At 44.3% G+C, this 14427-nt stretch carries 13 protein-coding genes; 1 reads left to right on the top strand and 12 read right to left on the bottom strand.

The features are described from left to right. Nucleotides 1–22: 22 nt before the first annotated feature. Genes P22_RS05325 through P22_RS05340 form a run of 4 tightly spaced genes read right to left on the bottom strand, consistent with a single transcriptional unit; the run spans nt 23 to nt 2828 of the window. Nucleotides 23–994, bottom strand: coding sequence for a 1-phosphofructokinase family hexose kinase (locus tag P22_RS05325; RefSeq protein WP_054259188.1), 972 nt, complete (start codon nt 992–994; stop codon nt 23–25). Between the two features lie 2 nt (nt 995–996). Then, complete coding sequence (gene gatY / locus P22_RS05330) at nt 997–1851, bottom strand: tagatose-bisphosphate aldolase subunit GatY (protein WP_054259189.1); 855 nt, start codon at nt 1849–1851, stop codon at nt 997–999. Nucleotides 1852–1878: 27 nt separating this feature from the next. Next, complete coding sequence (gene lacB / locus P22_RS05335; RefSeq protein WP_054259190.1) at nt 1879–2394, bottom strand: galactose-6-phosphate isomerase subunit LacB; 516 nt, start codon at nt 2392–2394, stop codon at nt 1879–1881. Between the two features lie 14 nt (nt 2395–2408). Further along, nucleotides 2409–2828, bottom strand: a complete 420-nt coding sequence (locus P22_RS05340; protein ID WP_054259327.1) for an RpiB/LacA/LacB family sugar-phosphate isomerase — start codon at nt 2826–2828, stop codon at nt 2409–2411. Nucleotides 2829–3064: 236 nt separating this feature from the next. Between P22_RS05340 and P22_RS05345 the strand changes: the two genes are divergently transcribed. Then, complete coding sequence (locus P22_RS05345) at nt 3065–3832, top strand: MurR/RpiR family transcriptional regulator (protein WP_054259191.1); 768 nt, start codon at nt 3065–3067, stop codon at nt 3830–3832. A 156-nt stretch (nt 3833–3988) separates the two neighbouring features. Here P22_RS05345 and P22_RS05350 read toward each other — a convergent pair whose 3' ends face one another. From P22_RS05350 to P22_RS05385, 8 genes are all read right to left on the bottom strand, one after another. Further along, a complete protein-coding gene (locus P22_RS05350) occupies nt 3989–5029 on the bottom strand; it encodes a galactitol-1-phosphate 5-dehydrogenase (RefSeq protein ID WP_216598029.1) in 1041 nt (346 codons plus the stop codon). Beyond that, on the bottom strand, nt 5026–6378 hold the full coding sequence (locus tag P22_RS05355; RefSeq protein ID WP_054259192.1) for a class II D-tagatose-bisphosphate aldolase, non-catalytic subunit: 1353 nt from the start codon (nt 6376–6378) through the stop codon (nt 5026–5028). Before P22_RS05355 ends, P22_RS05350 begins: the two co-directional genes overlap by 4 nt. A 127-nt stretch (nt 6379–6505) precedes the next feature. Further along, nucleotides 6506–7873 carry a PTS galactitol transporter subunit IIC gene (locus tag P22_RS05360; protein WP_054259193.1) on the bottom strand — a complete coding sequence of 456 codons (1368 nt, stop codon included), beginning with the start codon at nt 7871–7873 and terminating at the stop codon, nt 6506–6508. A 235-nt stretch (nt 7874–8108) separates the two neighbouring features. After that, nucleotides 8109–8393: a PTS galactitol transporter subunit IIB gene (gene gatB, locus P22_RS05365; RefSeq protein WP_054259194.1), complete on the bottom strand. Its 285-nt coding sequence runs from the start codon at nt 8391–8393 to the stop codon at nt 8109–8111. A gap of 84 nt (nt 8394–8477) precedes the next feature. Beyond that, nucleotides 8478–8957, bottom strand: coding sequence for a PTS sugar transporter subunit IIA (locus P22_RS05370; RefSeq protein ID WP_054259195.1), 480 nt, complete (start codon nt 8955–8957; stop codon nt 8478–8480). Further along, complete coding sequence (locus tag P22_RS05375) at nt 8920–11925, bottom strand: sigma 54-interacting transcriptional regulator (protein WP_054259196.1); 3006 nt, start codon at nt 11923–11925, stop codon at nt 8920–8922. The genes P22_RS05370 and P22_RS05375 overlap by 38 nt, the downstream gene beginning before the upstream one ends. A gap of 412 nt (nt 11926–12337) precedes the next feature. After that, entirely contained in the window at nt 12338–13465 is a 1128-nt protein-coding gene (locus tag P22_RS05380) for a YibE/F family protein (protein WP_054259197.1), read from the bottom strand. Between the two features lie 159 nt (nt 13466–13624). Continuing rightward, on the bottom strand, nt 13625–14314 hold the full coding sequence (locus tag P22_RS05385; protein ID WP_054259198.1) for a TVP38/TMEM64 family protein: 690 nt from the start codon (nt 14312–14314) through the stop codon (nt 13625–13627). Between the last annotated feature and the right edge of the window lie 113 nt (nt 14315–14427).

Raw genomic sequence — 14427 nt, forward strand, 5'->3', positions numbered from 1 at the left:
AATTCTGATCCCCCTGAGTTTATTATTTGAGTGGGCATTGTACCATAATTCGATTAGTTTTTTTTGAAACATAAGCCTGAACATGGACTTCTTTTGTAAACCTTTTAACCTGTTCAGCATTTACCTGTCCGACTCCCGAATGCACCGCATTAGAAAGAGCACAAGCATTTGCAAACTTCAGCACTTCTGCAACCTTATAATTTTTATACAAAGCATAAGCCAGCCCGCTGACTAACGAATCACCGCAGCCTACCGTATTGGTTACTGCGATATTGGGAACCCGAACAACAAACTGCCCCAAACTACCGTTGAGTATCATCCCGCTTCTCCCCATCGATACACACACATTTTCCGCTCCCAGTTGCAACAGCAAGGATGAACTCGTAAACGCATCGTCCACCGTCTTAATCTTCATTCCGGTAATATATTCCAGTTCCTCTTCATTAGGCTTGACTAGAAAGGGCTGTTCTTTAATCGCCATACGCAGGCTTTCTCCCGAAGAATCTAAAATAAATCTCACTTCGGCTGCTTTGCATATTCTGGCAATTTTCCCGTAATAGTCGGTTGGGATACCTTTTGCAAGACTGCCCGAGCCAACCAGAATCTTTGTTCTTTTTATGTTTCTCCGCAATTGCTGCTCAAAACGTTCCAGTTCTTCCGGTAAAATATCCGGCCCGCTTTCCAGGACTTCAGTCGAAAGCCCCTTATCATCCCGAAAATTCATGCAAATTCGAGTGGTCCCATGAATCGGGGTAAAACAATCGATTAGATTGCAGGCAGCTAGTTCCTGCTTAATAAAACCGCCGGTAAATCCACCCAGAAAGCCAAGACAACTAACCGTACCGCCAAGTGTGCTGATTACTCGCGAAACATTAAGACCTTTGCCTCCCGCCGTTGCAGTCACACTCTTTGCGCGCTGAACTTTACCTAAAGCAAAATCCTCCAGTACATACGACCTGTCAACCGAAGGATTTAATGTAAGTACGGTAATCATACTTAAGCCCTCTGACTGCTCTTGCACATTTTGACTTTTTCTTCAACTACTTTTGCCATTTGTTCTTTGGCCGGAACTAAATATTGCCTTGGGTCGGAAGCATCCGGATGCTCGCTGAAATATTGTCTGATTGCTGATGAGAAGGGGATTTTAAGTTCGGTTGCAATGTTGACTTTGCTAATACCCAAATCAATTGCTTTTTGCACGACTTCAACCGGAACACCGGAAGCACCGTGCAGCACCAAAGGCACATTAACCACTTTACGGATTCGGTCTAATCGCTCAAAATCAAGTTCGGGGTTCCTCTTATACAAGCCGTGCGCTGTCCCAATCGCTACAGCCAGCGTGTCAATCCCTGTTCGTGTAACAAATTCAACGGCTTCTTCAGGATCAGTGAAACATGCATCTTCATCGCAAACGACCAAATCATCTTCCTGACCACCTAATTTCCCCAACTCAGCTTCCACGGTAGCGCCGCAGGCATGTGCAAAATCAACTACCTCTTTTACAATGGCAACATTTTCTTCAAAAGGACGTTTGGAAGCATCAAGCATAACGGAACGGCATCCTGCCGAAATAATGGTCTTGATATCACGAACATTTTCAAAATGATCTAAATGAAAGGCAAATGGAATGGTTACTTTTTCCATTGCCGCTTCCATAATGGCAATCAAATATTCCTTATCCGCATATTTTACAGTAGAAGGCGTTGCCGCTAGAATAACCGGTGACTTCAGCCGTTCACAGGTTTCTAAGACCGTCTGAATGGTTTCAAGGTTATGAATATTGAATGCCGGAACAGCATATCCTTTGTCTTGTGCTTCTAATATCAGTTTTCTGGTATTCATCAGTTTCATGTCATTCACTCCATCATTTCGGAATTTTTAGTCGTGATAGAAGCCTTCATCCCACTTTTTTCGAAATTCGTCAAAGATATGGTCATTGGTAATGGTGTCATTTTCACCAATCATCGCATCAATTTTTTTGATTAGCTCCTTATTTTCCGGTGTCGGCTGGTATTTAGCCTGAATAAATGCTTCCAGAATGTATTCAATCGTACCGATTCCCACCACTCTGCCACCCATGCCAATGAGGTTGGCATTCAATTGTTCTTTGGCGTAAACTGCGCTTTGTACGTCTGTAACCAATGCACCGCGGACGCCTTTTACTTTCTGGGCGGCTACATTGATGCCAACACCGGTACCGCAAATACAAACTCCAAAATCCACTTTATTTTTAGCGACTGCAACACCCACCTTTCTTCCATAAATCGGATAGTGCGTGCGAACACAATCATAAGTGCCGCAGTCCATCACCTCATGTCCTTTATTTTTCAAAAACACAACCACTTTATCTTTGATATCTGTAACAATATGATCACAACCAATAGCTATTTTCATTTCTTATCCCTCTCTTATAGCATCCTGTTTAACATATCAATACGGACTTGATGCCGTCCGCCGTCGTACTCCGCTGTAGCAAAATTCAAAGCCAAGCAGCAGGAAAGCTCTTCCGCCGTTATATTAGCACCCAGTGTAATGATTTGCGTACGATTATGCATCCTGGTCATTTTCGATGTATAGTCTTCGTAAACCGGCGCACATATGATTTCTGAATTTTTATTGGCAATCATAAATGGTGCCACACCGTATGCGTCGATAACAATCCCCCTATCCGCCGCTTTATCTTCGATTGCTTTTACAACATTCATCGTAGCCTCAAATATATCGGACTCAGAAACATCTTGAACACTATAATTATGGTTTTCCATAATTTTTTCGATTTTCACTTTAAGTTTTTCGCCGCTTTTATCTGCGGCAATTGCCAATTTCATTTGCATAACCTCACTTATCATCAAATTAAAACTTCTTTTGCTAAGTTCTGTCTGTGAACTTGTACCCATTATACTGCGTTGAAAATTGGTTTTGTTTTCTTTTTTTGAAAGCATTTTCATACAAAAGGCAGAGTATTATTAATTTTTTCTCTTTTTCAACTTGACAAATTACTATTTTTTTAGTGAAAATATACTAAATATTGAATTGTGTTTTTTGTTGAACTGGGGGCAATCTAATGTTAATTAAAATTGACCAATCTTTTTATAGGAAATTAACAGAGACAGAGCAGCAGATCATTACTTTCATTAACGAAAACGCAAGCAGAATATCTAACATGTCCATTAGCACCGTCGCCGAAGAGACTTTTTCCTCTTCAGCAACGGTCTCAAGAACTGTCCGGAAATGCGGTATTAGCGGCTTTGCTGAGTTAAGATATCTGCTTTCCACCAAAAATACCGAATCTGGCGACCTGATTCAGGTCAATGAAATCTTGAAAAAATCCGTTTTAGAGGCAACGAATACTGTTGACCATTTATCCGTAAACGATACTTTAAAAGTAATTAGTCTTATCCAAAAAGCACCTAGAATTTACATTTTATCCAGAGGGCTGACCGAGCTTGTTGCTAATGAGTTTTCTCTAAAGCTGCAATTGCTCGGTTATAATGTTTTTTCCATCTCCGATGCCGCCATCATGCAGAAGGTAACTGCTGATGTTAAACGTGATGAATTGGTATTTATTTTTTCCTTATCCGGTAAAACGGAAGAATTAATCGTTTCTGCTGAAAATGCCGTATCCTGTGGTGCAAAGCTTATTACTTGTACCTGCGACGCAAATACGCCGCTGGTTAAAATGGCGACTATTCCCTTCATTGGTTATAAGCATCAACATATTTCTATAAAAAAAGTAGATGCTACCTCCCGTTTTCCTTTATACATCTTATCTAGAATCCTTATCGACTACTTAATCCTAGAAAAAGAAAAACCAAAGAAAATATCTTTATAAAAAAAGAAGATCCCCCTTTCAAGATCTTCAAGTTATATACAATCGTAATTCAAATCTGTTATTCTCTATTTTTTAAACCCATGGACCGTATTTCCGAGTGTCTACGCTACTAAAAGAGCCGTGCTGAAACTCTTATGTTTCAACACGGCTCCCCTTTTACATAACAAACATGACTTTTATAGCATCGGCATCTTTATCCACCATTGTCCTGAATGCGTTAATCCCGTCTTCAAGTTTAAACTTATGGGTAATCAACGGATCGGTCTTGATTTTCCCCTCCTTGATGTATAAGGCAACCGCCGGCCATTCATATCCCGGATAAGGAGCACTGTACGACATCCATGACCCCGTTACTTCAATCTCTCCTCTTAAGATTTTTTCAAAACTGTGCGGCGGTAATCCAAGTTCCTTTGTTGCTGTCCCCACAAATACCACCTTGCCCAATTTACTAACCACTTCAATGCTCTGACGCTGGGTTAGCGGAGACCCGGCAGTTTCGAATACAACTGCCGGCTGCCCCTGCTGCTTCATGTAGTCCACCGGATCATCTTCAAGGGCATTAATGACCGCATCGGCACCCAGTTGTTGCGCCAGGCGGAGTTTTGTTCCGATAACATCTACAACATAAACCTTGCCGGCACCTTGCGCTTTTAAACACTGTAAAGTTAATAAACCGATTGTTCCGGCACCAAATACAGCCGCTGTTGCCCCGGCGTTAAATGAAACCCTGCCTACACCATGTAAGGCAACCGAAATGGGTTCAATCATGGCTCCCGCCGGATAATCCACCTCATCGGCAAGGGGCACGACATTTATAGCTTTGATGGCAACGTATTCCGCGAATGCTCCCGGTCTGCGCGAACCGACAAAATTATAGGACTCACACATGGCCGGCCGGCCAATTTTGCAATACTGGCATGAGCCGCAGGGTAGCAGCGGCGCAGCCGTTACCCGTTGACCGGCCTGTATATTTGTGACTGAACTTCCGACTGCGGCCACATAGCCGGAAAATTCATGCCCCAGAATAATCGGATAGCTATGAGCCGTTCCCTGCAGTGCCCTTGGCAAATCTGAACCGCATATGCCGCAGGCTTTTACCCGAATTAATACTTCATCGTCTTCATAGGCCGGAATATCCATGGTCTCCAAACGTAAATCTTGGGAGCCATAAGCTATCAATGCCTTCATTTTCCTCATAGTATCCCCTCTATATTACCGTCCAATTTATCTTGCCTTTTTATCGCATACACATAATCGTCCAGACAGTTGATAATCCGGTCCTTCAGCAGGCTTTCCGGCTCGTTTTGCAATACGCCTCTTCTGATCTTACTGCACTGAACCGGCATAAACTGACTGATCAGCGTTACCGGTATAGCGACCGACTTCAGGTTATTGATTAGCGTATCGAGTGCATATTTTACTTCGGCAACCGGCAAATAATACCGGCAGCGGTCGGAAAAACTGTATTTGCGCGCGTACCGGACTTTAGCCGGGCTGCCGTGGTAATGATGAATCCAGTACTGGGGATTGCGAACCATAAACCAGTCCAGGATTTCCATAAAATTAGACGGCTCCAGTTCCGGTTTAAAACGCAGTATTTCCTGTTCCATCCGGCTTAAGGCAAATAATGCCTCCCGCATGGCAAAGGTTAACGCCGGCCCCACTTTCAAAATGGCTATACCGTCTTCAACCATTGCTTTTAAAGCCTCCGGTGTCTGGTAGTCGGTTGAATGGCCTTCAAATACCATGCCGGGATACTGCTGCAGGGCTGCAGTCAGCTCTTTGGCGGCACTGCGGTTATATTCATGAATACCTTCATCGCCAAACTCCACACCCGGCTGAACCACAACCGCAATCACATACTGCCATATGGGGCTAAGTTCATGCCGGGAAAAGGCTTGTTTAAATGTTTCGACTGTATTTTTAAAATCCAGGGCTTTCGTGACTTGCAACTCATCCTTTTCATCCCGGCTTCCCCCGGGAACCGGCACTTCACTGCCAATCACATATACCGGATGAATACTTTCCGGATAAGATGTCTTAAGCTCCAGAAAGGCCTCTTCCGCTTCCCGGCAGAGTATGGCTCCCCGTTCGGCAATAATGCCGGTATCCAAGGTTTTGCTGTGATCATCGTCTCCCATCTGCATGCTGGTATCAATATGAATTTTAGTGAAACCGGCCAACACATACTCCCGTATAAGTTCCCGGGATTTTTTCAGCGCACAGCGGGCCGGTTCGTTTTTCCAGGTAAGCGGTCCCAGATGGTCACCGCCTAAAATAAGTTTTGCCAGGGGAAATCCGGTCTTACCGGCAATCCGGTATACAAAATTACGAAAATCGGCCGGCTTCATACCTGTATAACCGCCAAATTGATTAACCTGGTTGGCAGTCGCTTCGATCAATATATACTGATCATCCGTCAGCCCCCGCTGCAACGCAGCTTCAATCACATATTCGTTAGCGCTGCAAACGGAATATATACCCTGCCAGTGATTTGTTTTTCTGCCATTTACCAACGTTTGCAGAGGATGCTGCATGCCATTCATAAAACTCACTTCCAATCAAGACATGATTTTTAAAATTTCTCCCGGCCTATGCTAAATCGAATACCATGATCAACCGGTGAAAGGAAGAGCCAGCGCAGGTTGCTTACTCCAGCTCCTATTTAACTTCTCAGACCTGGGTGGTTTTACCGGAATATTCCTCCAGCGCTTTACTTTCATCCTTATAGTACTTAATGGTGGCCAGCACGGAGGCAATATAAATAATACCGACCATCAGCAATCCCGCAATATTATCCGGTCTAAACAACTGTAAGAGAATATAGGTTACCGGACTGCCGCCCTGGTCCATGGAAGCTACATGGGTAACACCTGCCGCCAATTGGGTTCCGGCCTGTTGCGCCAATATGGTATGCAGGTCAATGGTTTGCGTGGATATCCAGAGTGTTCCGGCCATAATAACAAAACCCGAAATGAGTGTTCTAAATAAATTTCCCTTATGAACGCCGACAGCCATTGCCACAAAAAAACCAATCGTTGCCAGATCACCAAAGGGAAGAACTTTATTGCCCGGAACGACAGCCGCAATAATTAACGTTAACGGTACAAACAACAAGCTGGCTGCCACAACCTGCGAATCGCCTAATAACAGGGCCGGGTCCAGCCCGATATAAAATTTCTTTCCCGAAAACTTTTTTTCCAGTATCTCCCTTGCCGAATCGGCTACCGGCAACAGGCCTTCCATAATGCATTTAACCACCTTGGGCATGAGGACCATAACCGCAGCCATTTGCATGCCCAGTTGCATAACCAGGTCAGCGCTATATCCGGCCATAGCACCAATTACCGCCCCTAAAATCAAACCAATTATCATCGGTTCGCCGATAACGCCAAACTTTTCTTCAATAATTTCCGAATTAAAATTAATGTCTTTTATTACGGGTATCCTGTCCAGCAGCCATTCAATCGGAACGGCAACAGGGCCGCAATAAGCGGAGGTTCCATGGGGAATGGCCACGCCTTTAAGATCGTAGTATTTTTCGATAACAGGACTAAACCAGTCGCCCAGCTTAAAAACAAAGGCAGCATGTAGGGCCACTCCGGCCAGGCCGATCATTAAATTGCCTGTTGCAATATGCAGCAAAGCCCCGGTAAAAGCCATATGCCAAATATTCCAAATATCGACATTAACAACTTTAGTCATGCCAAACACCAGCATGGCAATATTGACGGCTACCGCGACAGGTATACATAAACCGCCGACCTGGGAAGCCCAGGTCATAGGCGAAGATCCCGGCCAACCAACATCAACCACTGTCAGTTGAACACCAAAACGTTCTGCCATCAGTTTGGCCGCAGGTCCTAAGTTATTTAACATCAGTCCTATGACCAAGCCGATTCCGATAAATCCGATACCGATCATGACCCCGGACCGAAAAGCACGGCCTGGCTTTTGTCCCAAAACTATGGCAAAAATAAAGATGACGATTGGCAACATAACCGAAGGGCCCAGTTTCAATATATACTGAATAAATTCCATCCTCAAAAACCTCCTCATTATTGTCTGTTGAAACAATCCGGCTGTTGTTGAAATATTGTTTTTTGTAACAAACATTCTTTTTCTGTCTTAAAAACTGTCACAAAAACGCTGGACTTTCCCAGCCAATTATTGTATTCTCATAAGTAAGTTGCTTTTCTCCTGGTTATTATGCTGTCAGTTTAGCCGCTACAGTGCCACCGGGAGTATTTTTATGCCAGGCAAACTGTCACCATCTTCAACTGCGTAAATGCGCTAAAATTTTCCTTCCGGCTTCCTCAGCTCCGATACCGGACACAAACGGCATTCCCGTTTCCAGCGGAATGCCGTAATTTTTCGTTACCCGCGATGTAGTAACGATCAAATCGACATTCTGACATTTGGCACTGATTTCGGATACGCGGCATTGCACAATTTCAACATCAATGCCTTCTTTTTGGCATAATTCCACAATCCGGTTGGCAGCTACCGTTGATGTGGCTACCGCTCCCCCGCAGGCCACAATCACTCTCTTTTTTTTCATGCGGTTCACCTCCTTTCGTACTCAAAAAACAATATTTATACTGAACAGCTTGCCAGGCTGTTGCAACCGGTCCGCCCTGTCCGTTCACAGTTCCAGATTAATGGTCTCGGCAATACAGGTGGCATTTGCTGCGTTCCGCAGCTTCAGCATGACATCTTCTTTGGAAAATAATCCCAGCAGTTTCTGTAAAAACATTAAATGCTCCTGCGGATTGTGCACCGCCAGCATAAACACGATATTAACCTCAAGAATATCCTCTTGACCGCCGCCCATAACATGAAAAGGTATACTTTTATCAAGTACCCAGACCGAAGCAGCTGTTTTCAGTACATGACCGGCATCCGAATGCGGTATTGCCACTCCCACTCCGGCTGCCGCCGCGATTCCGGTTGGAAATTCCTTTTCCCTGGCAAGCAGCGCCGGTATATACGACGGTTTGACAAACCCCTGCTCTACCAGCATAGTTCCCATCGCAGTAATCAAAGCCTCACGGCTGGGGACCTGCACACCCACTTTTACCAGCTTTTCATCTATCCTGGACACTGCTTCTTGCTGCTCCGACATAATTTAAAACCTCCGCAATCATTAGTTTCGAATCTGATAGACCGCATACTTTTTCGACCATATCCGTCTCTTTAATTACGTTATACAGCCGCAAAAATAAATCCTTATGTTCTGTTTTTAATGCTAAAACAAATACAATTCGTACCTCAGCATCATCCCAATCCATTTTATTTTTAATAACCGCGATAGCGATCCCCGGCTTTATAATATTGACGGTTGTAGCCGTATGGGGAATAACCACCCCGTCGCCAATATAGGAAGTGGCCCAGGCTTCCCTCTCCATGACATCATTATAAAAAGCTTCATTGACATACCGTTCTTTACACATAACGCCGGTCATGATTTTGATTATTTCCTCTTTGGAGGCCAGGGAATGAAATATCCTGATCAGGCGTACATCAAATAATCGCTCCAGCGTTACCGGCATGCTGCTTTCCGGCTCCCTGGCCGTATCTGACAGTTCGTCTCTTAACTTTAGGTTGGCAATTAATGTCTCCAGCTTCTGGCTGTTCAGTATTTCTTCAAAAGGCAAAAAAGGGATATTTTTACAGCAAGGATTAATCAAACCTGTAATCAAAATAATCTCCCGGTTGGCCTGCTGCAAATATACAATTTCCTTTGCCATATCAGTTTCACTTTGCATAAGCCCTAGAGGAATCACTTCTACGTTACTCTTTAGCAAACTCAGTTTTTCTTCAATCACCTGCTTTATTTTTAATGCTGTTCCCCTTCCGGTAAAACAGGTGGTAATAATGGTTTTCTTCGACTTTCTGCTTATGTCGCCGTTTTTTCTTGCAGGCACCCGGGGAAACATATCCCCCAGTTCAATCAAGGATTCATAAACACCGTATAAGGTAGACGTGGGCAATACCGATTTCCGGATGGCTTCCATCACCAGCAGGGTATCCACCCGTGCAATTACCCGGGTGGGTATCCCCAGTTCCTCGGTAATCAATTCGCCAAACGTAATCAACGACCCCATATCCACCAGCAAAAGCACGCCGCTGCCCTGATTAACCAGTTTTGCCGCTTCTTTTACCCTGCCAAACACTCCGTCAATATTTTCATCCATTCCCATGGTTATCGCCATGCCATGGCGTATTCCCACAATGAGCTGCGCAATATCCAGCAGAGCCTGCGCGACCTCGCCGTGAGTCACCAGAAGCAAACCGACTTTATTTTCTCTGAATTTGGTTATTTGCTTTTTAACAAAAAAATGGTTCAGATATAATGCGATAAATCCGGCTTCTTCTTCCGGGAAATTCATCCCTAGTTTTAAATTGAGCATTCTGATAATTTTTCCGGCAATTCGAAACTCTCTCTTATAGCTGCTCTTAATATTTTCATATTGCGGGTTGATGATCGGCTTGCCGGTACGCACTCTTTCCAGCGCGGCACTGAGATGAAGGCACAGGATTTTTATAATGGAAAAGTCCTGTGTGCCCATTTCCGACGCCAGTATTTGTTTTATGTCTTCCACAACGCGCATCAATTCTTCTCCGACAATATCCTGCAATAGCGCAGTGGAGATGCCCGCATATTGATGTTCAATACTTAATGTGGTACTGCGTATTTCAGCTTCCAGCTCCGCCGCCAGTACTTCCCTGGCCTCCAGCGGTGAAGCATTGCCCTTAAGCAATTCAGTCATCCGTTTCTCAATAAACTGATAAATATTGTACTTTAAAAACTCCTGTTTACCCGGCAATAAAACAGGTCCGGACTGAGGGGTGATTTCTACTTCTTCATCAACGAAAATATCCAATTCAATTTTTTGTTCCACGATATCCATCAACTGATTTTTAATATGAACCGGTAAATCGTTCATGTTAATTTTCATAGCGGCAGACCCGCCGGATAATACATTTACATAGGCCTTGGCGCAAATAACCTGAATATCGGACCGCAATTGGCCGACATTACCCGTACACTTGTATAAGATCAGGAGCTTCATGATTTCCTTCGGTACTTGTATCCGTTTGCTGACTCGGGATGCCTCAACAGTAAAAAAAAGTTTAATCAACTGAAACCGTTCCGAATTGGGCCGTCCTTCCAGCGGAGGAATTTGAATGGTTACCGGAATGCGGCGACGAAACGTATTAAGGAGACTGGATTCCACATTTTCCGTGGTGGCTCCGATAATCATAAGATTGACTTTATGAATATGTTCTGTCTCACCCAGCCTTGAAAATTCCCCCTTATCCATAATACGGAATAAAATCTCCTGCCCCTTCGGCGGCAAACGGTGGATTTCATCCAGAAACAATATCCCGCCATTGGCTTTTTCCACCAGGCCCGCTTTATTGGCATCGGCACCGGTAAAGCTGCCCTTCACATAGCCAAACAGCTGCGCTACCAGCAACTGCGGATTATCCCCGTAGTCCGCGCAATTAAATACAATGAAAGGCAGTTTCTTCTTCCGCACTTGTTGCGCGAACCGGTGCATTTCTTCCACCAACTGGCTCTTACCCACTCCGGTGCTGCCGGATATTAACGTGTGTAAACCATACTGCGGATAGAGTATCGCTGCCTTAGCCAGCTTTATCGTCTGGCTAAGACTGCCGTTACAGCCGATGATATTCGAAAACAATTCAGGTTCACTGCTTTCAGCCTTAACGGGCTGCCGCAAATTTACAGGTTTTTCCGTCTCGATCTTTTTTACGGTTTGGTTCTTGCCCGCGCTAATGTGCTGTTTATAGCGGTTCAGTCCAAATGATGAAATTTGAAAACCCCGTTTATTTAACTCAATAACCAGCTTCCGCCGGGAAATATTTTGCTCATTGGTTATAATTGCTTTAAGGGCTTCCAGTAAACTTGCTTCCCGCCGAGTCAAATAGTTGGGAATATCGGCGGCCTGCCTTAATTCATTGACTTTCTCCCTTCCCACCCCCAAACGTTTTGCCAATTCCTCGTCCGTCATCGGATTCTTTTTATCTTCCTTTTCGATTAATGAGAGCAGTTGTTTTAGCAAGCTAACCCCTCCGCATATAGTTATATTGCAAGTACCGTGCCAACCTCCATTCCATTCTGTTATTATGAAAAAATTAGCCGTCCTCCCTTTGAATTTATTGCTTGAATGCAGGTAATGCCTGTACTCAGGACACATTATATCACACAAAAAATTCCATTTATCGCTACTTTTTCCGGCTTATTGATCGTAATCATCTGTTATATAAACTGTGATATATTGTTACGGCACGATAAAAAGAAGAGGTATAAGGACAAATATTCCTGCTGTACCTCTTCCTTCTCATCGTAAAAAACAAATTTAATTTTCTGTTGTTTTTTTCCATATAAAACAAAAAGAAGCCGCAACCACGGCTCCACACTAAAATGACAGCTTCTCCTTCTGCCCGGCAACGCGGCCTGGCGAATGGCACATATTACTCCCTGCGGCGCAAAAAGAACGCTGTTGCCACCGCTGCCAGAGGAATAGAACAAATAAGACCGATACTGCCGGTGATAGTCCGGGCAATTTCCGTAGCAATCAAATTCAAATTCATAATCCTGAGCATAGGTACATGATCTTGTGCCGAAAGCAGCAGTACCAGTGGTAACGCGCTTCCCAGGTAAGCCAAGACCAGCGTATTGGACATTGTCCCCATGACATCGCGCCCCACATTAATACCGGCTTTATAAAGTTCTCTAAAACCGTACTGTGGACAGGATTTTTTAATTTCATACTGTGCCGAGGCAATGGATATGGCGACATCCATCACCGCTCCCAAAGAACCGACAACGATGCCGGCAAACAGGACTTCCTGAAAATCCACTGCCGCCAGATAAGTCACTTTTAACATGATAGCTTCTTCATTATCCAAGCCGGTCAAATGCATATACTTGATGGAAATAAGCGATAAACTACCGGCAACAGCGACTCCGCCAACCGTACCCAAAATAGCACCCCAGGTTTTAGGATTCCAACCGCTGACGGTCACTTGGGTCACTACGGCTATAACAGCACTAATAAGCAGGGTAATCAATATTAAATTGACATGATATTCAAGAATTAAAGGAATCATGCCCTGTACTATAATAAAAATAGCAAAACAAACAACAAAAAGTGATTTCAAACCAACCCGTCCGCCCACGGCAATGAGTGTAACCACCATAACTGCCAGCAAGAGATACACATAAGGCATTCTGTCATAGTCTGCAAGATTATAGGTTTTTCCTGTTGCTTCGTCCGAAACGGCAACAATAACCCTGTCTCCCACCTGGGGATGTATGTCAAAGCCCGGTCTGTTCATTTTATAATTGATGGTTTTAATTGTTTTCCCGCTGTCCACGCCGGAGGTCAGCTGGATATCTACCAATTCTGCACTGCCGATACTTTGAGCCTTCCTAATTTGATCCATTGGCTGGATATCCACTATAACACCCTGTACATAATCGATATGTGGAATATTCTGTACCGGCGCCCCGGTTGCTGCCGCCGCTACGACTCCCCCAAACAGCAAATACCCAATAACCACCAGACAGATAATCCTAACAGCCGTACATCCTTTCATACAAAAAATCCTCCCAGTTTCCAACAACTCTTTTACAAGCACCTATTTTATTTCCCCAAAGTTTGCCATTGTCCTTTTCCGCTGCAAATAACTTTACAAAAAAAGTCGCCGGCAACAGGTTATGCCGGCGGCAGCATCAGTGACTCTATCCATATAAAATTATTCTTCCTCCCGACCGTTTTCTGCCTTACGCCCTTTACGGTTTCGATACCATATGGCGGTATAAATCCCTATCACCAAACCGGTTATAACCAGCAGCCGAACCATATTATCATTTGCCAAGGCCAGATCATGCCCCAGCAAAACCTTAATTATCACCGGAGGCAATTTCCCTAGAAAACTTGCCCAGAAAAAGTCCCGGAAACTCATCCGGCTTACGGCGGCAATTGCCGTAATGATGCCGGAAGGAGCCAGGGGCAGCAGCCTGGCCAGCAGCAATGCTTTAAATCCATTAGTCGCACTATATTCATCCAATTGCACCAGATAACGGCTTTTTGTTATCCAGCCGTCAACCGTATGGCGAAAAAAATAGCGAACTACCACAAACATCACAACAGCCCCGATGACTTCACCGGTCCAGGAAATGACGGTTCCCCAAAACAATCCATACATGAGTCCGGCGGCACCGGATAAGATCATAAAAGGAAATACAATGGTAAATGTCATGACGACAAAAAGCAACAGCGTAATCCCTAATGACCACAGCCCGAAAGACCGTAAATAGTCTGCCAGGGCAAGAATATCACCCTGCTGCAGCAAATAGTAGGAATATTGAAAAAGGTCCGGCTGCCATAGATAAACTAAACCAATGACTGCAAAAATAAAAAACCAGTTCCACAGCTTCTGCACGCTCGAATCTCCTTTAACTAATGTAATTACTGCTACTTCTTAACATTCAACAGTATATGCCGAAAAACCTCTGATCAGTGCACTGATCAGAGGTTTTCGCCAAACATGTCAAT

It is taken from the genome of Propionispora sp. 2/2-37 (assembly GCF_001298735.1).
GTDB lineage: Bacteria > Bacillota > Negativicutes > Propionisporales > Propionisporaceae > Propionispora.

Coding starts and splice junctions, on each gene's coding strand:
- P22_RS05325 (WP_054259188.1), bottom strand. CDS start 994: ATGATTACCGTACTTACATTAAATCCTTCGGTTGACAGGTCGTATGTA.
- gatY (WP_054259189.1), bottom strand. CDS start 1,851: ATGAAACTGATGAATACCAGAAAACTGATATTAGAAGCACAAGACAAA.
- lacB (WP_054259190.1), bottom strand. CDS start 2,394: ATGAAAATAGCTATTGGTTGTGATCATATTGTTACAGATATCAAAGAT.
- P22_RS05340 (WP_054259327.1), bottom strand. CDS start 2,828: ATGAAATTGGCAATTGCCGCAGATAAAAGCGGCGAAAAACTTAAAGTG.
- P22_RS05345 (WP_054259191.1), top strand. CDS start 3,065: ATGTTAATTAAAATTGACCAATCTTTTTATAGGAAATTAACAGAGACA.
- P22_RS05350 (WP_216598029.1), bottom strand. CDS start 5,029: ATGAGGAAAATGAAGGCATTGATAGCTTATGGCTCCCAAGATTTACGT.
- P22_RS05355 (WP_054259192.1), bottom strand. CDS start 6,378: ATGAATGGCATGCAGCATCCTCTGCAAACGTTGGTAAATGGCAGAAAA.
- P22_RS05360 (WP_054259193.1), bottom strand. CDS start 7,873: ATGGAATTTATTCAGTATATATTGAAACTGGGCCCTTCGGTTATGTTG.
- gatB (WP_054259194.1), bottom strand. CDS start 8,393: ATGAAAAAAAAGAGAGTGATTGTGGCCTGCGGGGGAGCGGTAGCCACA.
- P22_RS05370 (WP_054259195.1), bottom strand. CDS start 8,957: ATGTCGGAGCAGCAAGAAGCAGTGTCCAGGATAGATGAAAAGCTGGTA.
- P22_RS05380 (WP_054259197.1), bottom strand. CDS start 13,465: ATGAAAGGATGTACGGCTGTTAGGATTATCTGTCTGGTGGTTATTGGG.